This window comes from Streptomyces sp. NBC_00483, from assembly GCF_036013745.1.
Classification (GTDB): Bacteria; Actinomycetota; Actinomycetes; order Streptomycetales; family Streptomycetaceae; genus Streptomyces.
Genome location: NZ_CP107880.1, coordinates 458,090 through 484,854 on the forward strand (window position 1 = coordinate 458,090; position 26,765 = coordinate 484,854).

The 26,765-nt window shown below is 70.9% G+C and carries 20 protein-coding genes; 12 read left to right on the forward strand and 8 right to left on the reverse strand.

Translation table 11 applies throughout. The features are described from left to right. Window positions 1–255: 255 nt before the first annotated feature. Window positions 256–3,360 carry a family 78 glycoside hydrolase catalytic domain gene (locus OHA73_RS02235; protein WP_327653972.1) on the forward strand — a complete coding sequence of 1,035 codons (3,105 nt, stop codon included), beginning with the start codon at window positions 256–258 and terminating at the stop codon, window positions 3,358–3,360. 66 nt (window positions 3,361–3,426) lie between these two features. Here the strand turns inward: OHA73_RS02235 and OHA73_RS02240 are convergent, their stop codons facing one another. Further along, window positions 3,427–4,419, reverse strand: a complete 993-nt coding sequence (locus tag OHA73_RS02240; RefSeq protein ID WP_327653973.1) for a helix-turn-helix domain-containing protein — start codon at window positions 4,417–4,419, stop codon at window positions 3,427–3,429. Window positions 4,420–4,692: 273 nt separating this feature from the next. Here OHA73_RS02240 and OHA73_RS02245 point away from each other — a divergent pair, with 273 nt between their 5' ends. From OHA73_RS02245 to OHA73_RS02260, 4 genes are all read left to right on the forward strand, one after another. After that, a complete protein-coding gene (locus OHA73_RS02245) occupies window positions 4,693–7,437 on the forward strand; it encodes a LuxR family transcriptional regulator (RefSeq protein WP_327653974.1) in 2,745 nt (914 codons plus the stop codon). Window positions 7,438–7,533: 96 nt separating this feature from the next. Then, entirely contained in the window at window positions 7,534–8,358 is an 825-nt protein-coding gene (locus tag OHA73_RS02250; RefSeq protein WP_327653975.1) for an alpha/beta fold hydrolase, read from the forward strand. Window positions 8,359–8,446: 88 nt separating this feature from the next. Next, entirely contained in the window at window positions 8,447–9,277 is an 831-nt protein-coding gene (locus OHA73_RS02255; protein ID WP_327653976.1) for an alpha/beta fold hydrolase, read from the forward strand. A 10-nt stretch (window positions 9,278–9,287) separates the two neighbouring features. Further along, complete coding sequence (locus OHA73_RS02260; protein ID WP_327653977.1) at window positions 9,288–10,079, forward strand: alpha/beta hydrolase; 792 nt, start codon at window positions 9,288–9,290, stop codon at window positions 10,077–10,079. 28 nt (window positions 10,080–10,107) lie between these two features. On the opposite strand, the gene OHA73_RS02265 is transcribed toward OHA73_RS02260, so the two are convergent. Genes OHA73_RS02265 through OHA73_RS02290 form a run of 6 tightly spaced genes read right to left on the reverse strand, consistent with a single transcriptional unit; the run spans window position 10,108 to window position 16,201 of the window. Next, a complete protein-coding gene (locus tag OHA73_RS02265; protein ID WP_327653978.1) occupies window positions 10,108–11,145 on the reverse strand; it encodes a LacI family DNA-binding transcriptional regulator in 1,038 nt (345 codons plus the stop codon). Beyond that, complete coding sequence (locus OHA73_RS02270; RefSeq protein WP_266719174.1) at window positions 11,138–11,458, reverse strand: L-rhamnose mutarotase; 321 nt, start codon at window positions 11,456–11,458, stop codon at window positions 11,138–11,140. The genes OHA73_RS02265 and OHA73_RS02270 overlap by 8 nt, the downstream gene beginning before the upstream one ends. Before the next feature lie 23 nt (window positions 11,459–11,481). Next, a complete protein-coding gene (gene rhaS, locus OHA73_RS02275) occupies window positions 11,482–12,561 on the reverse strand; it encodes a rhamnose ABC transporter substrate-binding protein (protein WP_327653979.1) in 1,080 nt (359 codons plus the stop codon). A 50-nt stretch (window positions 12,562–12,611) separates the two neighbouring features. After that, window positions 12,612–13,598 (reverse strand): ABC transporter permease, encoded by a 987-nt coding sequence (locus OHA73_RS02280; RefSeq protein ID WP_327653980.1) that lies wholly within the window; start codon window positions 13,596–13,598, stop codon window positions 12,612–12,614. Then, entirely contained in the window at window positions 13,591–14,646 is a 1,056-nt protein-coding gene (locus tag OHA73_RS02285) for an ABC transporter permease (protein ID WP_327653981.1), read from the reverse strand. The genes OHA73_RS02280 and OHA73_RS02285 overlap by 8 nt, the downstream gene beginning before the upstream one ends. A 43-nt stretch (window positions 14,647–14,689) precedes the next feature. Then, window positions 14,690–16,201, reverse strand: a complete 1,512-nt coding sequence (locus OHA73_RS02290; RefSeq protein ID WP_327653982.1) for a sugar ABC transporter ATP-binding protein — start codon at window positions 16,199–16,201, stop codon at window positions 14,690–14,692. A gap of 275 nt (window positions 16,202–16,476) precedes the next feature. On the opposite strand from OHA73_RS02290, the gene rhaI reads away from it, so the two are divergent. From rhaI to OHA73_RS02325, 7 genes are all read left to right on the forward strand, one after another. Then, window positions 16,477–17,643, forward strand: coding sequence for an L-rhamnose isomerase (gene rhaI, locus OHA73_RS02295; protein ID WP_266717872.1), 1,167 nt, complete (start codon window positions 16,477–16,479; stop codon window positions 17,641–17,643). Between the two features lie 52 nt (window positions 17,644–17,695). Continuing rightward, window positions 17,696–19,735 carry a bifunctional aldolase/short-chain dehydrogenase gene (locus OHA73_RS02300; protein WP_327653983.1) on the forward strand — a complete coding sequence of 680 codons (2,040 nt, stop codon included), beginning with the start codon at window positions 17,696–17,698 and terminating at the stop codon, window positions 19,733–19,735. Window positions 19,736–19,916: 181 nt separating this feature from the next. Further along, window positions 19,917–21,359: a rhamnulokinase gene (locus OHA73_RS02305; protein WP_327653984.1), complete on the forward strand. Its 1,443-nt coding sequence runs from the start codon at window positions 19,917–19,919 to the stop codon at window positions 21,357–21,359. 92 nt (window positions 21,360–21,451) lie between these two features. Beyond that, window positions 21,452–22,225, forward strand: a complete 774-nt coding sequence (locus OHA73_RS02310) for a (Fe-S)-binding protein (protein ID WP_327653985.1) — start codon at window positions 21,452–21,454, stop codon at window positions 22,223–22,225. After that, window positions 22,222–23,700: a LutB/LldF family L-lactate oxidation iron-sulfur protein gene (locus OHA73_RS02315; RefSeq protein WP_327653986.1), complete on the forward strand. Its 1,479-nt coding sequence runs from the start codon at window positions 22,222–22,224 to the stop codon at window positions 23,698–23,700. Before OHA73_RS02310 ends, OHA73_RS02315 begins: the two co-directional genes overlap by 4 nt. Further along, window positions 23,697–24,344 carry a LutC/YkgG family protein gene (locus tag OHA73_RS02320; protein ID WP_267072368.1) on the forward strand — a complete coding sequence of 216 codons (648 nt, stop codon included), beginning with the start codon at window positions 23,697–23,699 and terminating at the stop codon, window positions 24,342–24,344. Before OHA73_RS02315 ends, OHA73_RS02320 begins: the two co-directional genes overlap by 4 nt. A 23-nt stretch (window positions 24,345–24,367) precedes the next feature. Beyond that, on the forward strand, window positions 24,368–25,531 hold the full coding sequence (locus tag OHA73_RS02325) for an ABC transporter ATP-binding protein (RefSeq protein WP_327653987.1): 1,164 nt from the start codon (window positions 24,368–24,370) through the stop codon (window positions 25,529–25,531). A 67-nt stretch (window positions 25,532–25,598) separates the two neighbouring features. Here OHA73_RS02325 and OHA73_RS02330 read toward each other — a convergent pair whose 3' ends face one another. Next, window positions 25,599–26,759, reverse strand: a complete 1,161-nt coding sequence (locus OHA73_RS02330; RefSeq protein WP_327653988.1) for an NAD(P)/FAD-dependent oxidoreductase — start codon at window positions 26,757–26,759, stop codon at window positions 25,599–25,601. Between the last annotated feature and the right edge of the window lie 6 nt (window positions 26,760–26,765).

Below are 26,765 nucleotides of genomic sequence, written 5' to 3' on the forward strand. Positions count from 1 at the left end.
CTGGTGCGGCAGTCGGAGTGTACGTGGCGGGGCCCGTCCGGTGTTCGACACATCGGACGAGTGGGTGAATCGTTTCGGACTCGACTACCTCCCCAACAGGCGCGACGTCCCTCCCCCTGCCTCCATTCACCCAGCATGTCGCACCAGTAGGCCAGATACGCCTCATACATACCTCATGCACGCCCCTTGCCTCTCGCGGCGCGGACCTGAATCGTTTGAACCGGAACGCCTTCACCGACGAAGGGACACCCCGAGATGCGCAGCGACATACGTCGCAGAACCGTCCTCGCCGCGAGCGCGGGCGCGGTGCCCGTCATCGCGGCCGCGGCCCCCACCGCCGCCGCGGCCCCCACCGGACCCGCCGCGCTCCCCGCTCCACCCGCTCTCCCGAACGGCGCGGTCACAGGACTCACCACCGAGCACCGCACCGACCCGCTCGGCACCGACGCCACCCGCCCCCGCTTCGGCTGGCGGCTCGGTTCGCGGAAGCGGGGCCTGACCCAGGGCGCGTACCGGATCCGGGTGGCGTCGAGCGCCGCGCGGCTCGCCCGCGCCGACGTGTGGGACAGCGGCCGCGTGACGTCGTCCGACTCGGTGGCCGTGCGCTACGACGGTCCCGGACTCAAGCCGTCCACCGGGTACTTCTGGTCCGTGACGGTGTGGGACGCGGACGGCCGGGAGGTCGGCGCCTCCCCCGCCGCCCGGTTCGAGACCGCCCTGCTGAGCAGCGACGGCACCACCCGCTGGGACGGCGCGCAGTGGATCGGCATGAAGGGCAAGAAGCCCAACTCGGCGGGCGCGCCGCTGCTGCGGAGCGAGACCGCACTGCGCGGCAAGGGTCAGGTGCGCGAGGCGCGCCTGTACGTGTCGGCGCTCGGTGTCTACGAGGCGTACGTCAACGGCGAGCACGTCACGGTCCCCGAGGGCGAAGGCCGCACGGCCGAACTGCTCACCCCGGGCTGGACCAACTACGACACGAGCGTCAACTACATGACGTACGACGTCACGGAGTCGGTCACCCGCGGCGGCGGCCGTGCCGTGACGCTCGCCGCCGTGCTCGGCAACGGCTGGTACAACGCGCGCGTCTCCGAGGGCAGCAAGTACTACTCCAAGGACGGCAATCCGCTCGCCCTCAAGGCCAAGCTCCTGATCCGCTTCGCCGACGGCAGCACGCAGAGCGTCGTCACGAAGCCGGGCGCGGGCTGGAAGGCCACCGACACCGGCCCCTACCGCGCCGACGACATCTACGACGGTCAGACCTACGACGCCCGCAAGGAGCTCACCGGCTGGACGGCGAGCGGCTTCGACGCCTCGAAGTGGTCGGACGTGGAGGAGGTCGGTTACGCCGCGAAGTACCCGGACGCCAAGCTGACCGCCTACCCCGGCGAGACGGCCCGTCTGATGGAGAAGTGGGACCGCACCCCTCAGTCGCTGACGGTCTACTCCGAGGTCACGGGCGAGGAGTCGAGCGCCAACGGCAAGGGCCGCATCGTCCCCGACCCCGCCCGCTCCACCGACGGCAAGCCGGGCCCGGTCCCCCTGCGCCCCGGTGACACCGCCGTCTTCGACCTCGGCCAGAACATGGTCGGCGTCCCCCGCTACACGCTGCGCGGCACCGCCGGAGCCGAAGTCGTCGTCAGATTCGGCGAGATGCTCAACGACGACAGCAAGGGCGCCGACGGCCCCGAGGGCTCGCTGTACCGGGCCAATCTGCGCTCGGCGAAGGCCACGAGCACATACGTCCTCAAGGGCGCGGGCAGCGGCGAGACACACCAGGACTCGCTCACCTTCTACGGCTTCCGCTACGTGTCGGTGGAGGTGACCACGAAGGACGCCGAGGTCACGGTCTCGGACGTGACCGGCAAGGTCGCCACTTCCGCGATCCGTGAGACCGGCAGCATCACGACCAACGACGAAGACATCAACCAGCTGATCAGCAACGTCCATTGGGGTCAGCGCGGCAACTATCTGTGGGTGCCCACCGACTGCCCGCAACGCGACGAGCGGCTCGGCTGGACCGGCGACACGCAGGTGTTCTCCAGCACCGGCCTCTACAACACGGACTCGGTCGCCTTCCTCAGCCACTTCGAGGACATCCTGATCGAGTCGCAGAAGACGTACGGCGTCGACGGCGCGCAGTTCACGGCGGTCGCGCCCGGCAACCGGTACAACGCGGCGGAGCCGTGCAGCGGTTGGGCGGACTGCGGGGTCGTCGTGCCGTGGACCGTATGGCAGATGAGCGGCGACCGGACCATCATCGACCGCAGCTGGGACGCGATGGTCCGCTACATCGACTGGATCAAGAAGAAGGGCGGCGACAGCTACGCAGGACAGGGCGCGATCTTCGCCGACTGGCTCGCCTTCCAGAACACCGGCACCCAGCTGATGAGCGACGTCTACTACGCGTACAGCGTCCGCCTGATGGCACAGATGGCGAAGGCCACCGACCGCGCCGCGGAGTCGAAGGCGTACGAGGACCTCTTCACCCGCGTCCGCCGCGCCTTCATGGCCAAGTACATCGTCGTCGACGGCGACAAGATCACCGTACGGTCCAGCCTCGGCGGCAAGCCGGTCATGGGCGGCGACCCTGAGGACAACAGCCAGTCGGCCCTCCTCTGGGTCCTCAAGCTCGGCTTCTACGACACCCAGGCCCAACGCCGGGCGCTGGTCGGCCTGTTGGCGGACAACATCGGCAACGACGCGGCGTACAAGGCCGCCCACCCCGACAGCGCCCGCGTCGACTACGCGGAGAACACCCTGTCGGTCGGCTTCCTCGGGGTGAATGTGCTGGCGCCGGTCCTCACCGACGAGGGCCGCCCCGACCTCGCGTACAAGCTGCTGCACCAGGACGCCATGCCCTCATGGCTGTACTCGGTGAAGAACGGCGCGACGACGATCTGGGAACGCTGGAACTCCTACTCCAAGGACGACGGTTTCGGCCCGGTGGAGATGAACTCCTTCAACCACTACTCGTACGGCGCGATCATGGAGTGGATGTACGCGTACATGGCGGGCATCGCCGTCGACCCCGACCACCCCGGCTTCCAGCGCTTCCGGCTCCAGCCGCACGTCGACCCGACGGGCGCCATCACCCAGGTGTCGGCGCGGCACATGTCGCCCTACGGCGAGATCACCAGCGAGTGGGAGCTGGCCAAGGACGGGACGTTGACGTTCGAGGCCACCGTGCCCGCCAACACGGAGGCGACGCTGAGCCTGCCCAGCGTGTCGGCGTCGTCGGTGCGCGCGGGGCGTACGCCGCTCGCGCAGGTCGAGGGCGTGCGGGCGGCGGGCTTCGCCGACGGAAGGGCGACGTTCCGGCTGCCTGCGGGGCGGTATCAGCTGACGAGTTCGGTGCGCTGACGCGGTCGGGTTCGGTGCGCTGACGCGGTCGGGCTCGGTCCGCTGACGCGAGAGGGCGGGCTCTCCTCATCCTCCGTGGGCACTCGGTGGAGGACGCCAGGAGGGCTCGCCCCGCCGCGACCGCCTTCGCCATTCGCCGGGAGTGGTGCCGTAGGCCTCGCGGAAGCGGCGCGAGAAGAAGGCGGGATTGCCGAAGCCCCAGCTCCGGGCAACCGCCTCGATCGTGCGGTGCGCATGCGAGGGCGCCGCGAGGTCACTGCGGGCGCCCTCCAGTCGTCGGCGGACGATCCACTTCTCGAGACTGAGCCCGCCGTCCGCGCACAGTCGGTACAGCGTCCGCACGGACGTGTTGTGCGCCCACGCGATCCGTTGCGGGGTGAGATCGGGTTCCCTCAGATGGACGCGGGCGTAGGCCAGGACCCGGGTCAGGAGGGTTTCCGTGGCGACGGCGCGGCGGGTGGCGTCGTCGCCCGCGACGGACACCACCCAGGCCCGGACGAGTTCCAGGGTGGCCGAGGCCAGGGCGTCGGCTTCGGGGCCCGTGGCGACGCGGTCGGCGATGCCGTGCAGGCCGTGCACGTGGTTGATCAACAACTGGCCGACGGGGCTGTGTTCGAGCGTCGGGATCGCGGCGCGGATCGCCTCTTCGGGCAGCCCCAGGCGTTCGGTGTCGAACATCAGGGCAAGCGTGCTGCCGAGGCCCGACCACCAGTACTCGTACCCGGCGGGCATGTGTTGCAGGGTCGCGCTGTTCGGGCCGATGCGCTGGTGATGGTCGGTCCAGGAGAAGCCGCCGGATCCCTGGCGATGAATGTTGATCGCGACGGTGTCCAGAGCATCGCGTCGCGCCTGCCGGGGTGAGCGGGAGACGCGCATCCCGGTGCCCTGGGTGTGGAAGAGCGTCAGTGGGCCGAGGGGCCAGAGTTCGAGGCGTTGCCAGACCGTTCCCTCGGGCTCCTCCACCTCGACGGAGGAGACACCGCCCGCACCGGCGGCCACCGCTTCGAAGGCCCCGATCCGGTCGCCGACCGGAAGGTCGCTTGTGTCGAGGACGAGCACAACGCCTCCCCTGCCGGCAGCGGCCCGTCGCCGCCCGAGGCGCCAGTGTCCGCCGCGTGCGTCTTGCCGGGCAAAGGTGAATGTACGCAGCACAGGCCTGCGCTCACGCCTCCTGTGGCGCACGGTGCGCCAGGTGCGGAGGTCGCGTGCGGACAGGGTCGTGGCACGCAGAGGACAGGCGCCGGCAGGCAGGGGCAAGCCGACGGACGACACCCGTGGCACGCTCCCACACAAGTCCTTCACAACTGCGGGGTGCGGCGAGAGGTGCTGGGTATGACCTTCCACGGCCGGTCCGATGAGCGCGGACAACTCGACCTCCTGGTCGCGGACTTGCGTCAGGGGCTGAGCGGCGTCCTCTTCCTGCAAGGTGACGCGGGGATCGGCAAGAGCGCACTGATCGACCACGTGGTCACGGAGGCGGCGGACCTTCGGGTGCTGCGGCTGGCGGGGATCGAGGCGGAGGCGGGGTTCGCGTTCGCCGCGCTGCAACGGCTGCTCGTCCCGTTCCAGGACGAACTCAAGGAAGGTGGGGCGTTGTTGCCGCTCCAGCAGGAGGCGCTGAAGGTCGCCTGCGGGCTGGCCGACGGGCCTCCGGCGGACCGGTTCCTGGTGGGGCTCGCCCTGCTGGCCTTTCTCGCGGACAAGGCCAAGCTGCGTCCGGTGCTGTGCTGTGTCGACGACGCCTGCCTCCTCGACCGGGACTCCCTGGAGGTGTTCGCCTTCGTGGGCCGTCGGCTGCACGCCGAGGGAGTCGGCTTCGTCTTCGCCGCCAGGTCCGGTTTCGACATCCCGCCCGGTCTGCCCGTCGTCCCGGTCCCCGGCCTGGTGGAGCCGGATGCGCTGGAGCTGCTGCGGTCCGTGGCGGACGGTCCTCTCGACCCCGTGGTCGGGGCCCGCATCGTGGCGGCGACCGGCGGCAACCCCCGGGCGCTGAGCGACCTCGGCCGGGAACTCTCCGCCGAACACCTCGCCGGTTCGCTGGCCCTGCCCGAGCCATTGCCCGTGGGGAGCCGACTGGAGGAGCACTACCGGCAGCAGGTACGCGGGCTGCCCGACGCCACGCGCATGTGGCTGGTGCTCGCCGCCGCCGAGCCCAGCGGTGACCTTCACTATCTTGCGCGCGCGGCGCACCTGTTGGGTATCGCGGCGGACGCGTCGGGGCCCGCCGAGGACGCGGGGATGGTGGTGTTGCGCGCCGCCGTGGAGTTCCGGCATCCGCTGGTGCGCCCGGCCGTGTACGGGGGTGCCACGAGCGTGCAACGGCGTGCTGCGCACCGCGCGTTGGCGAATGTCACGGACCGTCCGGACGACCGGGATCTGCGGGCCTGGCATCTCGCTGCCACCGTGCCCGGCCGTGATGCCGCCGTGGCGGACGAGGTGGAGCGTGCCGCCGACCGGGCCGCGACACGCGGTGGGCATGCGGCACGGGTGACGTTCATGGCTCGGGCGGCGGAGCTCTCGCCGGACGGCGGTGCCCGGGCCGGGCGGTTTCTCGCCGCCGCCGAGGCCGCCGTCGCCGCCGGAGCGCCGCTGCAGGCCGATGTGCTGCTGGGGGCGGTCGACGTCGGTCTGTTGAGCGAGGCGGGGCGATCCGGCGCGCTGCTGGTGCGGGCCGGTGTCGTCGACGGCCTGGGCGGGCCCGATGCCCATGCGCGGGCGTCGGCGCTGTGCCTCGCCGCCGCGTCCGCGTTCGGGGATCAGGAGCCGGGTCGCAAACGCCAAGCACTGCTGCACGCCGCCGAGTTGACGTTCACCGCACGGCACCGTGCCCCCGCCACGACGGCTGCCGAGATCGCGCGCGCGGTGGACTCCCTGGCGGCATCCGGGCCGCTAACGGGCATCGACGAACTGCTGCGCGGCTTCACCGTCCTGGCCGGTGACAGCTACGAACAGGCCGTCCCCCAACTGCGCAAGGCTCTGACGTCGCTGCTCGCACCGGACACTCCGGACGACGTGGTACTGGGCGGCTACGGGCTCGGCGCCTGGTTCTCCACCCTGTTGTGGGACCACGACGCCCGTACCGCCCTGTTGGAGCGCGCCGATGGCATCGCCCGCCGGCGCGGAGCCCTGGGACACCTCGACGCGATTCTCTCCTGCTCCGCCATGGCCGAGACCACGCTGGGACATCTGGCGGCCGCCGAGGCACTGGAGGCCGACGGCCGCCAACTCCGGGCGGCGATGGGCAGACCCGCCGCCCAGCCACAGCCTGACCGGAATGCCGAACTGCTGGCCTGGCGTGCCGCCGACAACGGCCCGCGGGAAGTACTGCACCGGGCACTCGAGGACGCGCGCACGCGCGGCGACGGAGCGCTGGAGTCCCTCGCGCACGGCGGCGTACTGATCCTCGCGCTGGGAAGCGGGGACTACGCCACGGCCCGCCCCGTGGCAGAAGAACTCGTCCGGCCCGATGCGCTCGGGCTGTACTCCCGGCACCTGCCGGCGGTCGTCGAGGTGGGCGTGCGCTGCGGGGACCGCACGCTGGCGACCGCGGCCCTGCGCATCCTGGCCGGCCGGGCCACAGCCGCGGGCACGCCGTGGGCGCTGGGGCTGCTGGCGCGCTCCCGGGCCCTGCTCGCCGGGGCGGGGGACGCCGAACCGCTGTACCGCGAGGCCGTCGATCTGCTGTCCCGGACGAACGCCGAGGCCGACCTTGCCGTCGCCCACCTGTTGTACGGCGAATGGCTGCGCCGGCGAAGGCGCCGCAAGGACGCACGGGCGCCCCTGCGGACCGCCCTGACCATGTTCCGCACCATGGACGCGGGCGCCTTCGCACAGCGTGCCGCACGCGAACTGGCCGCCACCGGCGCGCACTTGACCAAGGTTCCCGAAGGGGCACGGGAGCCTCTGACCTCCCAGGAGTTGAAGATCGCCCACCTGGCGGCGCAGGGCGCGACCAACGCCGAGATCGCCACCCAGATGATCATCAGCGCCAGCACGGTCGACTACCACCTGCGCAAGGTGTTCCGGAAGTTGGACGTGCCCTCCCGGCGCCGGCTCGCCGAGGCCCTACGCGCGTGACCGCGCCCACTACGCGGCGCACGTGATGCGGCGACCGCCCGGACCGGCGAACCATCGAAGCGTCACAGCCAACCCCTCCTCGGTCGGGAGCAGTTCATGCCCTACGTCGCCACATCCGACGGTGCGCAGATCTTCTACAAAGACTGGGGTACGGGCCGCCCCGTCGTCCTCAGCCACGGCTGGCCCCTGAGCTCCGACAGCTGGGAGGCCCAGCAGCTGTTCCTGGCCACTCACGGCTACCGCGTCATCGCCCACGACAGGCGCGGCCACGGCCGCTCCACGCAGACGTGGAGCGGCAACGAGATGAACACCTACGCCGACGACCTGGCCACGCTCATCGACACCCTGGACCTGCGCGATGTCACCCTGGTCGGCTTCTCCACCGGCGGCGGCGAGGTCGCCCGTTACGTCGGCCGCCACAGCACCGCCCGCGTCGCCCAGGTCGTCCTCGTTTCGGCGGTGCCGCCGTTCATGCTGAAGACGGCCGACAACCCCGGCGGCGTTCCCATCGAGACCTTCGACGCCATCCGGGCCGGTTCGCTCGCCGACCGCTCGCAGCTCTACCGCGACCTGGCCGACGGCCCGTTCTTCGGCAACAACCGGCCCGGCGCCGATGTCTCCCAGGGCATCCGGGAGGCGTTCTGGCGCCAGGGCCTGCAGGCCGGGCACCGGAGCGCCTACGAGTGCATCGCGGCGTTCTCCGCGACCGACTTCCGCGCCGACCTGGACGCCATCGACGTGCCCACGCTGGTCATCCACGGCGACGACGACCAGGTCGTGCCCTTCGAGGTCGGCGGCAAGGCGTCGGCCGCCCGCATCAAGAACGCGACGCTGAAGGTCTACCCGGGCGCTCCGCACGGCATCACCGACACGCACAAGGACCAACTCGGCGCGGATCTGCTGGAGTTCCTGAACTCCTGAAGCGGCTCCCGAGCCGCCGCCGCACCGAGCCCGGCACACGGTTTCTGCACGGCCCTTCCCTGCCTGCCCGCTTCAGAAGGAGTCACCCATGAACCCCGGTCATCCTCCGCGCCGCCGTGTCCTCGGCGGCGCGCTCGCGGCCGGCGCCGCGAGTCCCGTCGGCGCCGCCGGCACCGCATCTGCCACGTCCGCCGGAAAGGCCGCCGGCACCAAACCGACGGTCGTCCTCGTGCACGGAGCGTTCGCCGACGCCTCCGGCTTCAACGCCGCCATCGGGCTGCTGCACAAGAGCGGCTTCCCGGTGATCGCGCCGGCCAACCCGCTGCGGGACAGCGCGGGCGACGCCGCGTACATCTCCAGCGTGCTGGACACCCTCACGGGACCGGTGATCCTGGCCGCCCACTCCTACGGCGGCATCGTCATCACCAACGCCGCCCGCGGGCACGCGAACGTCAAGGCCCTGGTGTACCTGGGGGCGTTCGCGCCCGACGAGGGCGAGAGCGCGCTGCAACTGGCGCAGCAGTTCCCCGGCAGCGAATTGGGGGCCGCGCTCGTTCCGCGCCCCTATCCGCTGCCCGGCGGCGGCGAGGGTACCGACGGCTACATCGCGGCCGAGAAGTTCCAGGCGGTGTTCGCGGCCGATCTGCCCGCGGCCGAGACGCGTCTCATGGCTGTCACGCAGCGCCCCGGTTCGGTCGAAGGGCTCAGCGGCCCGAGCGGCGCGCCCGCCTGGAGAACCATCCCTTCCTGGTACCTGATCCCGACCCAGGACAAGGTCATCCCACCCGCCGCCCACCGGTTCATGTCCAAGCGCGCCGGCAGCAAGGTGACCGAGATCCGCTCCTCGCACGTCGTCATGACCTCCCACCCGCAGGCCACCGCCGACATCATCAAGTCCGCCTACGCCGCGACTCGTTGAAGGGCCACTCGTGAAACCCGACACGATCGTCCTCATCCACGGCTTCTGGGTCACACCCCGAAGCTGGGAACACTGGATCACCCACTACCAGACCAAGGGCTTCCGGGTCCTCGCGCCCGGCTACCCGGGCTTCGGGGTGGAGGTGGAGGCCCTCAACGCCGACCCGGCCCCCATCGAACAGCTCTCCGTCCCCGCGATCATCGCGTCGCTGGAGAAGCTGATCGACGGCCTCGACACCCAGCCGATCCTCATGGGGCATTCCGCGGGCGGGGTGTTCACCCAGATCCTGCTTGACCACGGCTACGGCGCCTGCGGCGTCGCGATGAACTCCGCCCCCACCGAGGGCGTCGCGGTCATCCCCCTGGCGCAGGCCAAGGCGACGTTCCCGGTGCTGAAGAACCCCGCCAACCGGCACAAGGCCGTCGGTTTCACCTACGACCAGTGGCGCTACGCCTTCACCAACACCTTCCCCGAGGACCAGGCGCGGGCGGCGTACGAGCGCTACCACATCCCCGCCTCCGGCCATGTGTTCTGGGGCAGCGCGCTGGCCAACATCCACCCCGGCCACGCCGACTCGTACGTCGACTACCACAACGACAAGCGGGCGCCCCTGCTGTTCATCTCCGGCGAGAACGACCACTTGATGCCTCCGAAGATCCAGCGCTCCAACGCCAAGCACTACAAGTCGGGGGCCCTGACCGAGATCATCGAATACCCGGGCCGTTCCCACCTGATGCCGGCGCAGGACGGCTGGGAGGAGATCGCCGACCACGCCCTCGAGTGGGCACTGGGGCACTCCTGACCGCGAGGCGCGGGTCCGGCAGCCCCCATCAGCGCGGCACCTTGCAGGACCCCCGCACGACCAACTCCGGCTTCAGCACGACGTGTTGATGCCGATGGACGGGTGCCTGTTCCCCCGTCTCCTCCAGGAGCAGCCGCGCCGCCGTCGCGCCGAGGGTGACGGCGGGCTGGCGGACCGAGGTGAGGGGGACCGTCGCCGCCGAGGCGAATTCGATGTCGTCGTATCCGATCAGTGACATGTCGTCGGGGACCCGGACCCCGGCCGCGTAGAGGGACTGGAGGACGCCGAGGGCGAGCAGGTCGTTGGCGCAGAAGACGGCTGTGGGGCGGTGGGCGAGGCCTAGGAGGCGGGCGCCCGCGTCGCGGCCCGCCGCCACGTCGAGGCGGTCCGTGGGGAGCTCGTAGAGGTGGGTGGCGGGGAGGCCCGCTTCGGCGAGGGCCTTGTGGGCGCCCTCGCGGCGGTCCTGGACCTGTTTGAGCTGGGGCGGTCCGCTGACGTAGGCGATGGAGCGGTGGCCCGCGTCGACGAGGTGGCGGAGGGCGAGCGCGCCGCCCGTCACGTCGTCGACCGCCACCGAGCAGCCCGGTTCGTCGCCGGCGACGCGGTCCACGACGACGTACGGGATGCCGTGGCGGCGGAAGTCGCGGAGCGTGGCGCCGCTGGGGTCGGCCGGGGTGATGAGGGCGCCGCGGACCCGCTGTTCGGCGAACATCGACAGGTACTCGGCCTCCACGGCCGGGCTCTGCGCGCTGTTGCACACCATCACCCCGAGCCCCGCCTCGCGCGCGGCACGTTCGGCGCCGCGCGCGAGGTCCACGAAGAACGGGTTGCCCATGTCGAGGACGAGCAGCGACACGATCCGGCTGTGCCCGGCCCGCAGTTGGCGGGCGTACTCGCTGCGTACGTAGCCGAGCCGGGCGATGACCTGCTGAACGTGGCGGCGGGTGGGCCCGGAGACCCGGTCGGGCTGGTTCAGGACGTTGGAGACGGTGCCGACGGAGACCGCCGCCTCCCGGGCGACGTCCTTGATGCCGACCGTCGCCCGGCCCGGGGCGCGTTCACGCAAGGTGGAAGACCTCGGTGAGCGGGCGCATCGCGGCGTCGGGCGCCTGCCCGTCCAACGCCTCGAAGAACTCGCCCATTTCGGCCTGCCACCGGGCGTTCACGTCGGTGGCGTCCATCGCGGCGCGCGCCTTGTCGAAGTCCTCGGTCTCCAGGTAGCCGACGAGCAGTCCGTCCTCGCGCAGGAAGAGCGAGTAGTTGTGCCAGCCGGTGGCGGTCAGGGCCTCGCGCATCTCCTGCCACACGTCCGCGTGTCGGGCGCGGTACTCGTCGATGCGGTCGGCCTTGACCTTGAGCAGGAAGCAGACCCGTTGCATGTCACTCATGTCCCTTGCCCCGCTCAGAACTTGTAGTCGTCGATGTTCTTCTTGTTGAAGACGGTCGGCTTGCCGAGGGTGACGACGCCGTCCTTCTCGATCGTGTACTCACCCATGTCCCCGGCCTTGAACTTCTCCCCCGCCTTGCCGGTGATCTGCCCGGACTCCAGGGCGACCGCGGTGTGCGCGGCGAGCGCGCCGAGCTTCGCCGGGTCCCACAGCTCGAAGGCCTCGACGGTGCCGTTCTTGACGTAGGCGCGCATGTCGTTGGGGGTGCCGAGGCCGGTCAGCTTGACCTTGCCCTTGTACTTCGAGCCGGACAGGTACTGTGCGGCCGCCTTGATGCCGACCGTGGTCGGGGAGATGATCCCCTTCAGCTTCGGGTGCTCCTGGAGGAGGCCCTGGGTCTGCTGGAACGACTTCTGCGCGTCGTCGTCCCCGTAGGCGGTCGTGACGAGCTTGATGTCCTTGTAGGCGGGCTTCTTCAGCTCGTCCTTCATGTACTTGATCCACGTGTTCTGGTTGGTGGCCGTCTGGGCCGCCGAGAGGATCGCGATCTCGCCCTTGTTGCCGATCTGCTTGGCCATCTCCTGGACCTGGGTGCGGCCGAGGTCCTCGGCGCTGGCCTGGGAGACGAACACGTTGCGGCAGTCGACCTTGGTGTCGGAGTCGTACGTGACGATGCTGACGCCGTTCTTCATGGCCTGCTTGAGCGCGGTGCACAGGGCGCCCGGGTCCTGCGCGGACACCGCGATGGCGTCGGCCTGCTGCTGGGTCAGGGTGTTGACGTAGGAGACCTGTCCGGAGGTGTCGGTGCCGGAGCTGGTGCCGACCTCCTTGTACTTCGAGCCGAGGTCCGCGAGAGCCTTCTTGCCGCCGTTGTCGGAGGTGGTGAAGTACGGGTTGTTGACCTGCTTGGGCAGGAAGGCGACCGTGAGGCCCTTCTTGGTCTTCGCGTTGGGGTCGGCCTTGCCCGCGGCGGCGGACTTGGCGTCGCCCTTGTCGGAGTCCGACTTGGTGGTGCCGCCGCAGGCGGAGGCGCCGAGGACGAGGGCGGTGGTCACGGCGAGGGCCGCGGTGAGCCGGCGCGTCTTCTGGGACATGGCGGTTCCTTACGTGGGGTGGGCGGGAGTGAGTGGTACGGGTGGGCACCTCAAGTGACCGCGGTGACCGTCCTCTTGCGGGACCTCGCCTGCGCGATCTGACGGCCGACGCGCGGCGCGAGCACCGAGATCACGAGCAGCACACCCGTGACGACGATCTGCGACTGCGCGGAGACGTTGAGCAGGCTCATCACGTTCTGCAGCGTGCCGAGCAGGAACACACCGGCGATGGCGCCACCGAGCGTGCCCTTGCCGCCGTCGAAGTCGATGCCGCCGAGCAACACGGCCGCGATGACGGAGAGTTCGAGCCCGGTGGCGTTGTCGTAGCGGGCGCTGGCGTAGTGCAGCGCCCAGAAGACTCCGGTAAGTGCGGAGAGCAGTCCGGTCGTCACGAACATCGACAGCTTGAGCCGCTTCACGCGCACACCGGCGAACCGGGCGGCCTCCTCGTTCGCGCCGGTCGCGAAGAGGGAGCGGCCCATCCGGGTGGCGTGCAGCACGACGATCGCGATGGCGAGGAGGACGACGAAGGGCAGGGCGGCGTACGGGATGAACGTGTCGCCGATCCGGTTCGCACCGAAGTCCAGGTACTGGGAGGGGAAGTCGGTGACCGAGTCCGAGCCGAGGACGATCTGCGCGATGCCCCGGTAGGCGGCCATGGTGCCGATGGTGACGGCGAGCGACGGCAGGCCGAGGCGGGTGACGAGCAACCCGTTGATGAGGCCGCAGACCACGCCGAGCAGCAGGCACAGCGGGATGATCGTCTCGATGGCCATGCCGTTGTTCCACAGCGCGCCCATCACGGCGCCCGACAGGCCGACCGTGGAGCCCACCGACAGGTCGACCTCGCCGGAGATGACGAGCATCGTCATCGGCAGCGCGATGATCGCGATGGGCAGTGTGTTGCCGATCAGGAACGACAGGTTCAGCGCGTTGCCGAAGTTGTCGACGAACGCGAACGAGCAGAGCAGCAGCACGATCAGCAGGGCGCCGACGGCGGTGTCCCAGCGCACCGAGTGTTTCAGGGAGTCAGGCATGGCGGGCGCTCCTCATCTGTGCGGCCTGCTTGCGCAGCACTGCGGCGACGCGCAGCGCGACGATCCGGTCGACGGCGATGGCGAGCAGCAGCAGGATTCCGTTGATGGCGGTGACCCAGACGGAGCTGACGCCGATGGCGGGCAGCACGCTGTTGATGGAGGTCAGCAGCAGAGCGCCGAGCGCGGCGCCGTAGACGGTGCCGGCGCCGCCGGTGAAGGCGACGCCGCCGACCACGACGGCGCTGACGACGGTGAGTTCGTAGCCGTTGCCGGTGCCGGAGTCGACGTTGCCGAAGCGCGCCAGGTACAGGGCGCCCGCGAGTCCGGCGAGCGCGCCGCACAGCACGTAGGCGGTCATGATGCGCTTGCGGACGGGGATGCCGGCGAGGTTCGCGGCCTCGGGGCTGGAGCCGAGCGCGTACATCTCGCGTCCGCTGCGGTAGCTGCGCAGGTAGTAGCCGACGCAGACCAGGACGGCCAGGGCGAGCAGCGCCAGATAGGGCACGACCCAGATGCCGTCGTGGCCGAAGTCGACGAAGCCGTCGGGCAGGTCGGCGGCGACGATCTGCTGCGAGCCGACCCAGATGGAGTCGATGCCGCGCACCACGTACAGCGTGCCGAGGGTGACGACGAGGGCGGGCACCTTGCCGAGGCTGACGAGCGCGCCGTTCAGGACGCCGAAGACGGTGCCGATGGCGACGGCGTACACGACGGCGATCAGCGAACTGCCGCCGCCCTGAAGGTAGTCACCGGCGGCGAAGGCCGAGATGCCGAGCACGGAGCCGACGGACAGGTCGACGTTGCGGGTGATGACGACGATCGCCTGACCGGTGGCGACGAGGACCAGGATGGTGGCGTTCAGGAGGAGGTCCTTGACGCCCTGCTGCGACAGGAACTCGGTGTTGGAGACCTGCGTGGCGAGCAGCATCACCACGAGCACGGCGGCGACGGCGAGTTCGCGCGCCTTGAACACCTTGTCGAGGAGGCGACGGCCCGCGGTGGGCGGTGGCGCCGCGTCCTCGCGTACGGGTGGTGCGGTGATGGTCATGTCGTGCTCCTTGCGGTGCGGGCGGCGTGTGCGGGTACGGACGTCACGCGGCCCTCCCCGTGGCCGCCGCCATCACGGACTCCTCGCTCGCCTCGGCGCGCGGCAGCTCGGCGGAGAGCCGTCCCTCGTGCATCACGAGCACCCGGTCGGCCATGCCGAGGATCTCGGGCAGGTCGGACGAGATCATCAGGACAGCGACGCCTTCGGCCGCGAGCGAGGACAGCAGCCGGTGCACCTCAGCCTTCGTGCCGACGTCGATGCCGCGCGTGGGCTCGTCCACGATGAGCACCTGCGGCCCTGTGGCGAGCCACTTGGCGAGGACGACCTTCTGCTGGTTGCCGCCGGAGAGCGTGCCGACGACATCGGCGAGGCGTGCGTACTTGACCTGCAGCTTCACCGACCAGTCCAGGGACCGGCTGCGCTCCGCCTTGCGGTTCATGAGGCCCGCGCGGGAGGTGTCGGCGAAGCCGGTGAGCCCGATGTTGCGCTCGATGGACATGTCCATCACGAGGCCCTGGGCCCGCCGGTCCTCCGGCACGAGGGCCAGGCCCGCGTGCATCGCGAGGCTGGGCGCGCCGGGCTTGAGCTTCTGCCCGAGCACCTCCACCTCACCGCCGTCGAAGCGGTCGACGCCGAACACGGCGCGGGCCACCTCGCTGCGGCCGGCGCCGACGAGCCCGGCGAGGCCGACGATCTCGCCGCGCCGCACCTCGAAGGACACGTCGGTGAACACACCCTCGCGGGTCAACCGGCTGACCTTCAGGGCCACTTCGCCGAGTTCGGTGTCCTGCTTGGGGTACAACTCGTCGAGGTCGCGGCCGACCATGCGGCGCACCAGCTCGTCCTCGGTGAGTCCTTCGACCGGCTCGCTCGCCACCCACGCCCCGTCGCGCAGCGTCGTCACCCGCTGGCACAGCTCGAAGATCTCCTCCAGGCGGTGCGAGATGAAGAGGACCGCCGCGCCCTGCTCGCGCAGCGTCCGTACGACGCCGAACAGGCGGGCCACCTCGCTGCCGGTGAGCGCGGCGGTCGGCTCGTCCATGATCAGCACGCGGGCGTCGAAGGACAGCGCCTTGGCGATCTCGACGAGCTGCTGGTCGGCGATGGACAGGCCGCGGGCCGGCTGGTCCGGGTCGAGCTCCACACCGAGCCGCTTGAACAGGGCCGCGGTGGCCTCCTTGACCGTGGTGTGGTCGACGCGGCCGAGGGAGCGGCGCGGCTGGCGGCCCATGAAGATGTTCTCGGCGATGGACAGGTCGGGGAAGAGCGTCGGCTCCTGGTAGATGACGGCGACACCGGCGTCGCGGGCGTCGGCGGGGCCGTGGAACTCGACCGGGGAGCCGTCGAGCAGAACCGTCCCGGTGTCCGGGCGGTGCACCCCGGCGAGGGCCTTGATGAGCGTCGACTTTCCCGCGCCGTTCTCACCGGCGAGGGCGTGCGCCTCGCCCGCGTGCAGGCTCAGTGACACACCTCGCAGGGCGCGCACGGCACCGAAGGACTTGCTCACCCCCTCCAGGGCGAGCACCGGAGTGGTCTCCGGCTCAGGTGGCGTCATGACAGTTCTCCAGGGGTCGAAGGGCACCCGACGTGAAATGTTTCAGTGAAACGTTCCGGAAGCTAGCCACGCCCCGGCGCCCTGGTCAAGGGGTCTGAACGGCCGGAATACATCGACGTACGAAACGATTCCGTAACGCGCTCGAGTTGTCGCACACCCCCTTGACGCACCCCACCAGGGGGACTAGCTTCGCTGCACAATGAATCGATTCACACTCGGTCGATTCAGAGACGATTCAGCAGACGGCTCGCAGACCCGTGTACTCAGAGGTGGACATGCCTGACATCGCTGCCGTGAAGGCCGCACTCGCCAACCAGCGGATCGAGACGCCGTCCTGGGGCTACGGCAACTCCGGCACCCGGTTCAAGGTGTTCGCCCAGGCCGGTGTGCCCCGCACGCCCCGCGAGAAGCTCGACGACGCCGCGAAGGTGCACGAGTTCACCGGCATCGCCCCGAAGGTCGCCCTGCACATCCCGTGGGACAAGGTCGACGACTACGCGACCCTGTCCGCGTACGCCAAGGAGCGCGGTGTCGAGCTCGGCACCATCAACTCCAACACCTTCCAGGACGACGACTACAAGCTCGGCAGTGTCTGTCACCCGGACCCGGCGGTGCGCCGCAAGGCGGTCGACCACCTCCTGGAGTGCGTCGACATCATGGACGCGACGGGTTCCCAGGACCTGAAGATCTGGCTCGCCGACGGCACCAACTACCCCGGCCAGGACGACATCGTGGCCCGCCAGGACCGCCTCGCCGAGTCCCTCGCCACCGTCTACGAGCGGCTCGGCGACGACCAGCGCATCCTGCTGGAGTACAAGTTCTTCGAGCCGGCCTTCTACACCACGGACGTGCCGGACTGGGGCACCTCGTACATGCAGTGCATGAACCTGGGTGACAAGGCGCAGGTCGTGGTCGACACCGGCCACCACGCGCCGGGCACGAACATCGAGTTCATCGTGGCGCTGCTGCTGCGCGCGAAGAAGCTCGGCGGCTTCGACTTCAACTCCCGCTTCTACGCGGACGACGACCTGATGGTGGGCTCCGCCGACCCGTTCCAGCTGTTCCGCATCCTGCACGAGGTCGCGAAGAACGGCGGCTTCGACCCCGAGACCAACGTGGCGTTCATGCTCGACCAGTGCCACAACATCGAGGCGAAGATCCCGGCGGTCATCCGCTCCGTGATGAACGTGCAGGAGGCCACCGCGAAGGCACTGCTCGTGGACCGCGAGGCGCTGGGCGCCGCGCAGGCCTCGGGCGACGTCCTGACCGCGAACGCCGTGATCATGGACGCGTACAACACCGACGTGCGGCCGCTCCTTGCCTCGTGGCGCGAGGAGCAGGGGCTCGCGGCGAATCCCGTCACCGCGTACGCCGCCTCCGGGTGGCAGGAGCGGATCGCGGCCGAGCGGGTCGGCGGGGAGCAGGCGGGGTGGGGCGCGTAACCACCTCCCCGCAGTTCACCGCAGTCAACTCCTCAGGAATTTAGGACCTTTCATGGCTACGCACCCGCAGGTCGCCGCCCTCCTCGACCGCTCGAACCGGCTCGGCGCCGACCCCCGCAACACCAACTACGCCGGCGGCAACACCTCCGCCAAGGCCACCGAGACGGACCCGGTCACCGGCGGAGACGTCGAACTGATGTGGGTCAAGGGCTCCGGCGGCGACCTGGGCACGCTCAAGGAGGCCGGCCTGGCCGCGCTGCGCGTGGACCGGCTCAAGGCGCTCACCGAGGTGTACCCGGGCGTGGAGCGCGAGGACGAGATGGTCGCCGCGTTCGACTACTGCCTGCACGGCAAGGGCGGCGCGGCGCCGTCCATCGACACGGCCATGCACGGTCTGGTGGACGCGGCGCACGTCGACCATCTGCACCCGGACTCCGGCATCGCGCTGGCCTGCGCGGCCGACGGGGAGAAGCTGACCGCCGAGTGCTTCGGCGAGAAGGTCGTGTGGGTGCCCTGGCGGCGCCCTGGCTTCCAGCTCGGCCTGGACATCGCCGCGATCAAGGCCGCCAACCCGGAGGCGATCGGCTGCGTCCTCGGCGGCCACGGCATCACGGCGTGGGGTGACACGGCCGAGGAGTGCGAGGCCAACTCGCTGTACATGATCCGCACCGCGGAGACGTTCCTCGCCGGGCGCGGCAAGGAGGAGCCGTTCGGCCCGGTCATCGAGGGCTACGCGGCGCTCGGCGCGGCCGGACGCCGTGCACGGGCCGCAGAACTCGCCCCGCTCATCCGGGGGTTGGCGTCCACGGACCGCCCGCAGGTCGGCCACTTCGACGACTCGGGTCCCGTCCTCGACTTCCTGGCGTCCGCCGAGCACCCGCGCCTCGCCGCGCTCGGCACCTCCTGCCCGGACCACTTCCTTCGTACGAAGGTCCGCCCGCTCGTCCTCGACCTGCCGCCCACGGCCGAACTCGACGCCGTGGCGGAGCGGTTGAAGGAGCTGCACGCCGACTACCGCACCGAGTACGCCGCTTACTACGAGCGGCACGCGACGCCCGACTCCCCCGCGATGCGCGGCGCGGACCCGGCGATCGTGCTCGTGCCCGGTGTCGGCATGTTCTCGTTCGGCAAGGACAAGCAGACGGCGCGCGTGGCGGGCGAGTTCTACCTCAACGCGATCAACGTGATGCGCGGCGCGGAGGCGGTCTCCACGTACGCGCCGATCGAGGAGTCGGAGAAGTTCCGCATCGAGTACTGGGCGCTGGAGGAGGCCAAGCTCCAGCGGATGCCGAAGCCGAAGCCGCTCGCCACGCGGGTGGCCCTGGTGACGGGCGCGGGCTCCGGCATCGGCAAGGCCATCGCGCACCGGCTCGTCGCCGAGGGCGCGTGCGTGGTCGTCGCCGACCTCAACGCGGACGGTGCGGCGGCGGTGGCCGAGGAGTTGGGCGGCCCCGACAAGGCGGTCGCCGTGACGGTCGACGTCACGTCCGAGCAGCAGATCGCGGACGCCTTCAAGGCCGCGGCGCTGGCCTTCGGCGGTGTCGACCTGGTCGTCAACAACGCCGGCATCTCCATCTCGAAGCCGCTCCTGGAGACCACGGCCAAGGACTGGGACCTCCAGCACGACATCATGGCGCGCGGTTCGTTCCTCGTCTCGCGCGAGGCGGCGCGGGTGATGCGGGCGCAGGAGATGGGCGGCGACATCGTCTACATCGCCTCCAAGAACGCGGTGTTCGCCGGCCCGAACAATGTGGCGTACTCGGCGACGAAGGCGGACCAGGCCCACCAAGTGCGGCTGCTCGCTGCCGAGTTGGGCGGGGACGGCATCCGGGTCAACGGGGTCAACCCGGACGGCGTGGTGCGCGGGTCCGGGATCTTCGCCGGGGGCTGGGGCGCGAAGCGCGCCGCGGTGTACGGGGTGGAGGAGGAGAAGCTGGGCGAGTACTACGCGCAGCGGACGCTTTTGAAGCGGGAGGTGTTGCCGGAGCACGTGGCGAACGCGGTCTTCGCGCTGACCGGCGGCGACCTCACGCACACGACCGGATTGCACGTCCCGGTCGACGCCGGAGTCGCGGCAGCGTTCCTCCGCTGAACCCGGGGGTTTGGGGGCGCGGGGAACTGCGCACGCAACCACGTTGGGCACGCCATGTTCCGACGACGCCCGCATCCCCGGGGTCCGGGGGCCCGCCCCCGGTTTCGGGACGGGAAGGGGAGGCGGGGGCGACTTCGCCTCCCCGCCACCCACCACACCGCACACTCGCAAAGGCAACCTCATGCCCACCACTCCCTACGCCGCGATAGACCTGGGCGCCTCGAGCGGCCGGATCATGACGGCCCACGTCGCCCCGGACACCCTGACCCTGACGGAGTCCCACCGGTTCCCGAACACCCCGGTCCGCACCCCCGACGGCCTGCACTGGGACATCCTCGGCCTCTACGCGGGCATCCTGGAAGGCCTCCGCAAGACCGGCCGGGTCCGCTCCGTCGGCATCGACAGCTGGGCCGTCGACTACGGCCTCCTCGACGCGGACAACGTCCTCCTCGGCAACCCGTACCACTATCGGGACACCCGCACGGACCACACCGCCGAGAAACTGTGGGCGACGATCCCCCCGCAGGAGCTGTACGCGGCCACCGGCCTCCAGTACGTCCCGTTCAACACGATCTACCAGCTCACGGCGGCCCGCGACACCGCACAACTCAACGCGGCCCACCGCCTGTTGATGATCCCCGACCTCCTCACGTACTGGCTGACGGGCCGCCAGGGCACCGAGCTGACCAACGCCTCCACCACCCAGCTCATCGACCCCCGCACCGGCGACTGGGCCCACGACATCGCCGCCCGCGCCGGCATCGACGTGAACCTCTTCGCCCCGATCCGCCGCCCCGGCGACCCCGCGGGCGAACTCCTCCCCCACGTCCTCGAAGAGACGGGCCTCACCGGCCCCGTCCCGGTGACGACGGTCGCCTCGCACGACACCGCGTCGGCCGTGGCCGCGGTCCCGGCGACCGAGGAGAACTTCGCGTACATCTGCACCGGCACCTGGTCCCTCGCCGGCCTCGAACTGGACGCGCCCGTCCTCACGGAGGAGAGCCGCGCCGCGAACTTCACGAACGAGCTCGGCATCGACGGCACGGTCCGCTACCTCCGCAACATCATGGGCCTGTGGCTGCTCCAGGAGTGTCAACGCACCTGGAACCAGCCGGACTTGACCGCACTGCTCGACGATGCCGCGAAGGCGACCCCGCTGCGCTCGGTAGTCGACGCCGGCGACCCCACGTTCCTGCCGCCCGGCGGCATGCCGGACCGGATCGCCGCCGCCTGCCGCGCCACCGGCCAGCCGGAGCCCCGCACCCGCGCCGAGATCACCCGCTGCATCCTCGACTCGCTCGCCCTCGCCCACCGCCGCGCCATCGAGGACGCGGCCCGCCTCGCTGATCGCCCGGTCGACGTCGTGCACATCGTCGGCGGCGGCGCCCGGGGCGCCCTGCTGTGCCAACTCACCGCGGACGCCTGCGGGTTGCCGGTCGTGGCGGGTCCGGCCGAGGGCGCCGCGCTGGGCAACGCACTCGTTCAGGCGCGGGCCGACGGCGTCGTGGGCGACCGGGTCGCGATGCGCCGGCTCGTCGCCGACACCCAGCCGCTCGCGCGCTACGAGCCGAGCGGCGACCGCAGCGCGTGGGACGCGGCAGCGGCTCGCGTCCGCACCCCGTGACCAGCCCCCGCTGACGACGTACGCTGCACCCGTCCGATGATCACCCGCAGTCCAGCCGCGCCAACCGAATCCGACCGACCGAAGGGGCCCCGATGCGTGTCGCGCTCTTCCTGACCTGTGTCAACGACACGCTCTACCCGGATACGGGCCGCGCCGTCGTCAAGCTCCTCAACCGGCTCGGTGTGGAGGTCGACTTCCCCGCCGCGCAAACCTGCTGCGGCCAGCCGCACTACAACACCGGTTACCGCCGCGAGGCCGAGCCGCTGGCCACCCACTACGCCGACACCTTCGGCCCCGGTCTCGCCTCGGGTGATTACGACGCAATCATCACGCCGTCCGGATCGTGCGCGGCGATGGTGCGCGAGCTGTACCCGCGGATGGGCGAACGGGCCCGCTCGGAGGGCCGCGGCGGCCGCCTCGCGACCACGCTCGCGCCGGTGATCCCGAAGACGTACGAGCTGACCGAGTTCCTGGTCGACGTGCTGAAGGTGACCGACGTCGGCGCGTACTACCCGCACAAGGTGACGTACCACCCCACCTGTCATGGCCTGCGCTCCCTCGGTCTCGGCGATCGGCCCACTCAACTGCTCAGCGAGGTCAAGGGACTTGAGCTCGCCGAGCTGCCGGGCGCGGCCGAGTGCTGCGGCTTCGGCGGCACCTTCGCGGTGAAGAACGCGGACGTGTCCTCGGCGATGGGCACGGACAAGGTCCGCAACGCCGAGTCGACGGGCGCGGACGTGCTGTGCGCCGCCGACAATTCCTGCCTGATGCACATCGGCGGCACGATGTCCCGCCTCAAGGTCGGCATGCGCCCCGTCCACATCGCCGAGATCCTGGCCAGCACCGAAGAGGAGCCCCTGGCATGAGCGGCACTTTCGTCGGGATGCCGGCCTTCCCGAAGGCCGCGCACGACGCCGTACGCAACACCACCCTGCGCGCCAACCTGAAGCACGCCACGCACACCATCCGTGACAAGCGCGAGCGCGCGGTCTCCGAACTCGACGACTGGGCACGCCTTCGCCAGGCGGGCAAGGAGATCAAGGACCACACGCTGCACCACCTGGAGCACTATCTGGTGCAGCTGGAGGAGTCGGTCACGGCGGCGGGCGGCACCGTGCACTGGGCGCGCGACGCCGACGAGGCCAACCGGATCGTGGCCGGGCTCGTCAAGGAGACCGGCGAGTCGGAGGTCGTCAAGGTCAAGTCGATGGCCACCCAGGAGATCGGCCTCAACGAACACCTCGAGACCGAGGGCATCCACGCCTACGAGACCGACCTCGCCGAGCTCATCGTCCAGCTCGGCAACGACCGGCCCTCGCACATCCTGGTCCCCGCCATCCACCGCAACCGCGGCGAGATCCGCGACATCTTCCGCAAGGAGATGGGCAGTTGGGGCCGCCCGGCCCCGGAAGGACTCACCGACACCCCCGCCGAACTCGCCGAGGCGGCCCGCCTGCACCTGCGCGAGAAGTTCCTGCGCGCCAAGGTCGGCATCTCGGGGGCCAACTTCATGGTCGCCGAGACCGGCACCCTCGTCGTGGTCGAGTCCGAGGGCAACGGCCGCATGTGCCTGACCCTGCCCGAGACACTCATCTCGGTCGTCGGCATTGAAAAAATTGTGCCGACGTGGCAGGACCTGGAGGTCTTTCTCCAGACACTGCCGCGTTCCTCGACCGCCGAGCGCATGAACCCGTACACCTCCACCTGGACGGGCACCACCGACTCCGACGGCCCCCAGAACTTCCACCTGGTCCTCATCGACAACGGCCGCACCGACACCCTCGCCGACGAGGTCGGCCGCCAGGCCCTGCGCTGCATCCGCTGCTCCGCCTGCCTCAACGTCTGCCCCGTCTACGAGCGGGCCGGCGGCCACGCCTACGGCTCGGTCTATCCCGGCCCCATCGGCGCCATCCTCAGCCCCCAACTCCGGGGCACCGGCAGTGAGATCGACGCCTCGCTCCCCTACGCGTCGTCCCTGTGCGGCGCCTGCTACGAGGTGTGCCCGGTCGCCATCGACATCCCCGAGGTCCTCGTCCACCTGCGCGAGCGGGTCGTGGCCGGCGGCCCCGCCACCCGCAACGGCAACAAGGTCATGCTCCGCCCGGCCAAGGGCCACGCCGCCGAACGCGCCGCGATGCGCGCCGCCACCTGGGCCTTCACCCACCCGGCGGCACTCGCCACCGGCCAGCGCCTCGCCTCGCGCACCCGCCGCTTCCACCCGCGTACGGCGCCCGGCCCCGGCAAGGCCTGGACGGCGACCCGCGACCTGCCCAAGGTGCCCGCGGAACCCTTCCGCGACTGGTGGAAGCGGACGAACGGCGGCAAGGAGACGAACAAGTGAGCAGCAGAGACGTCATCCTCGGCCGGGTGCGCCGCGCCCTCGGCGGCCCGGTCGAGGCCCCGGATTCGTACGCCAAGGACATCGACCGCAGCTATCTGCGCGAACACGGCAACCGGACGACGCAGCAGACGGTGGAACTCCTCGCGGAGAACCTCGCCGACTACCGGGCGATCGTGCACCGGGCCACCAGTGAGGAGCTGCCGGCCACCATCGTGCGGCTGCTCGCCGGGCACGGGTCGCGGGCCGTGGCGGTGCCGCCCGGGCTGCCGGACGGCTGGCTGGCCGAGGCCGATGCCACGCAGGTCCATGACCGCGCCGAGAACACCCCGGCCGAGCTCGACGAGGTCGACAGCGTCGTCACCGCCTGCGCGGTCGCGATCGCCGAGACCGGCACCATCGTCCTCGACGGCTCCCCCGACCAGGGCCGCCGCCGCATCACCCTCGTCCCCGACCACCACATCTGCGTCGTACGCGTCCCGGACCAGGTGGTCTCCTCGGTCCCGCAGGCCCTCGAACGGCTGGACCCGACGCGCCCGCTGACCTGGATCTCGGGCCCGTCCGCGACCAGTGACATCGAACTCGACCGCGTCGAGGGCGTGCACGGACCGCGCACTCTGGAGGTCGTCCTGGTGAGCGGTGGCTGAAGGGCGCGGCTAGCGTTGGTGACATGATCCGGTTCGACCATGTCACCAAGCGGTACGCGGACGGCACGACGGCGGTGGACGACCTCTCGTTCGAGGTGAACGAGGGCGAACTGGTCACGCTCGTCGGCCCTTCCGGCTGCGGCAAGACCACCACGATGATGATGGTGAACCGGCTGATCGAGCCGACGTCGGGTCACATCCACGTCGAGGGCGAGGACATCTCCGGCGTCGACCCGGTGCAACTGCGCCGCCGCATCGGCTACGTCATCCAGCAGGTCGGCCTCTTCCCGCACCGCACGATCCTCGACAACACGGCGACCGTGCCCGCGCTCATCGGCTGGAAGAAGGCGAAGGCCAGGGCGCGCGCCGCCGAGCTGCTCGATCTGGTGGGCCTGGACCCGAGCACGTACGGGAGCCGCTATCCGGAGCAGCTCTCCGGCGGCCAGCGCCAGCGCGTGGGCGTCGCCCGCGCCCTCGCGGCCGACCCGCCGGTCCTCCTGATGGACGAGCCGTTCGGCGCGGTCGACCCGGTGGTGCGCGAGCAGCTGCAGGACGAGTTCCTGAAGATGCAGGCCGCCGTCCGCAAGACGGTCCTCCTCGTCACGCACGACATCGAGGAGGCGGTACGGCTCGGCGACCGCATCGCGGTGTACGGGCAGGGCCGCATCGAGCAGTACGACACACCGGGCGCGGTGCTCGGCTCGCCCGCCACCCCGTACGTCGCCGAGTTCGTCGGCGCGGACCGGGGCCTGAAGCGCCTGTCGGTCACCGAGATCGAGCCGGACGACCTGGAGCAGCCCTCGGTGGCCCGCTTCGAGGAGTCGCCCGCCCGGGCGGCCGCCCGGATGCGCGAGGACGGGGCGCGGTGGGCGGTGGTGCTCGATGAGGGCGGTGACCTGCACGGTTGGGTCGGTGTCGACGAGGCGTCACTGGCCGGTCCCGACGGCCGGGTCGGCGATCTGGCCCACCGGATGCGGGCGTGGGTGCCGGTCGGCGCGCCGCTCAAGCAGGCGTTCGGTGTGATGCTCCAGCACGACGCGGGCTGGGTCGCGGTCCTCGACGGCGCCCGTTTCCTCGGCGTCCTGACCCCGGCGAAGCTGCACGAGGCGCTGCGCCGGTCGGTGGACGCGGACGCGCAGGGCGTGGGGCGGGACGAGGTGGAGTTCGACTCAGTGGCGGACGCGTGACCAGGCGTCACGGACAGGGGTCGGCACAGACGCGGGCGCATACGCAGGGACAGAGGCAGACGTAACCCTAAGGTTGAGGTTGAGACTCCCGCCCGCGGCGGTTCATCGCCCGCAGATTTTCGTCCTGTACGTCGCCGTTGATCGCCCGGCCGGGGCGGTACGCGTCCAGTTCCTCGGCCGCCCGCCCGCTCGTGATCTCCTGCGCGGCGAGCCTGCCGAGCACCGGGGCGAGCGTCACCGCGCTGTGCGACACCAGGTGGTACAGGCCGGGCGCCGCATCCGCCTCGCCGACCAGCGGCAGCCCGTCCAGCGGCACGGGTCGTACACCGATGCGCGCGTCGGCGATCCGGGCCCCGCCCAGGCCCGGCACGACGGTGCTCGCGCGCCGGTGCAGCTCCGAGGGCAGGCCGTCGGCGGCCATCCCGTCCAGGCGCGCGTCGACCTCCCACGACAGGGCGAGCACGCCGCCGTCCGCCGTGGGCCGCAGGTCGATGCCGGGCGCCGAGAGGATCGCGGTCAGCGGCTCCTCGGCCAGCGGGGCGCTCTCGGCGACGAGTCCGGGCACGTGCCGCAGCGGCAGCCGCGCCCCGGCGAGCGCGGCGATCTGGTCGGCGGCGGGCCCAGCACAGTTCACGACGACGTCCGCGCCCCAGCTGCGCTCTCCCGCCTCCGCGCCGACGACCCGCGCGCCGTCGCGGAGCAGTCCGGTGACGCGGGTTCCGTAGTGCGCTTCGGCGCCGGCCCGTACGGCGGCGTCGAGCAGGGCGTTCACCAGGCGCGGGGCGTCGAACCAGGCGGTGCCGGTGTGCACGACGATCTCGTCGACGGTGCAGGCGGCCGGGTCGACGGCGGGCGCGAGCTCGCGCAGTGCGGATGCCGGGGCGTTGCGGCAGTCGTGGCCCCATTCCCGTACGCGTAACGCCTGTTCGAGCAGTGTGCGCTGTGCGTCGTCGCTGTCGGCCCACTGGACGAGCGGCACCGGGTGCCGCCAGGTGGGTCCGTCGAGTTCCTCGGCGAGGGCGCGGTGGCCGTCGGAGCCCTGGCGGTTCAGCCGGTAGTAGGTGTGCGGGGTTTTCAGGTGGGTGACGTCGGCGGCGAAGGTGGCGCTGGAGGTGCCGGACGCGGGCCCCGCCTCCTCCAGCACGACGACTTCGACGCCCGCGCGGGCGAGGTGATAGGCGACGCAGGCGCCCAGCACGCCCGCCCCGACGACGACGGCTCGATTCATACGGCT

Coding starts and splice junctions, on each gene's coding strand:
- OHA73_RS02235 (WP_327653972.1), top strand. CDS start 256: ATGCGCAGCGACATACGTCGCAGAACCGTCCTCGCCGCGAGCGCGGGC.
- OHA73_RS02245 (WP_327653974.1), top strand. CDS start 4,693: ATGACCTTCCACGGCCGGTCCGATGAGCGCGGACAACTCGACCTCCTG.
- OHA73_RS02250 (WP_327653975.1), top strand. CDS start 7,534: ATGCCCTACGTCGCCACATCCGACGGTGCGCAGATCTTCTACAAAGAC.
- OHA73_RS02255 (WP_327653976.1), top strand. CDS start 8,447: ATGAACCCCGGTCATCCTCCGCGCCGCCGTGTCCTCGGCGGCGCGCTC.
- OHA73_RS02270 (WP_266719174.1), bottom strand. CDS start 11,458: ATGCAACGGGTCTGCTTCCTGCTCAAGGTCAAGGCCGACCGCATCGAC.
- rhaS (WP_327653979.1), bottom strand. CDS start 12,561: ATGTCCCAGAAGACGCGCCGGCTCACCGCGGCCCTCGCCGTGACCACC.
- OHA73_RS02280 (WP_327653980.1), bottom strand. CDS start 13,598: ATGCCTGACTCCCTGAAACACTCGGTGCGCTGGGACACCGCCGTCGGC.
- OHA73_RS02285 (WP_327653981.1), bottom strand. CDS start 14,646: ATGACCATCACCGCACCACCCGTACGCGAGGACGCGGCGCCACCGCCC.
- OHA73_RS02290 (WP_327653982.1), bottom strand. CDS start 16,201: ATGACGCCACCTGAGCCGGAGACCACTCCGGTGCTCGCCCTGGAGGGG.
- rhaI (WP_266717872.1), top strand. CDS start 16,477: ATGCCTGACATCGCTGCCGTGAAGGCCGCACTCGCCAACCAGCGGATC.
- OHA73_RS02300 (WP_327653983.1), top strand. CDS start 17,696: ATGGCTACGCACCCGCAGGTCGCCGCCCTCCTCGACCGCTCGAACCGG.
- OHA73_RS02305 (WP_327653984.1), top strand. CDS start 19,917: ATGCCCACCACTCCCTACGCCGCGATAGACCTGGGCGCCTCGAGCGGC.
- OHA73_RS02310 (WP_327653985.1), top strand. CDS start 21,452: ATGCGTGTCGCGCTCTTCCTGACCTGTGTCAACGACACGCTCTACCCG.
- OHA73_RS02315 (WP_327653986.1), top strand. CDS start 22,222: ATGAGCGGCACTTTCGTCGGGATGCCGGCCTTCCCGAAGGCCGCGCAC.
- OHA73_RS02325 (WP_327653987.1), top strand. CDS start 24,368: ATGATCCGGTTCGACCATGTCACCAAGCGGTACGCGGACGGCACGACG.
- OHA73_RS02330 (WP_327653988.1), bottom strand. CDS start 26,759: ATGAATCGAGCCGTCGTCGTCGGGGCGGGCGTGCTGGGCGCCTGCGTC.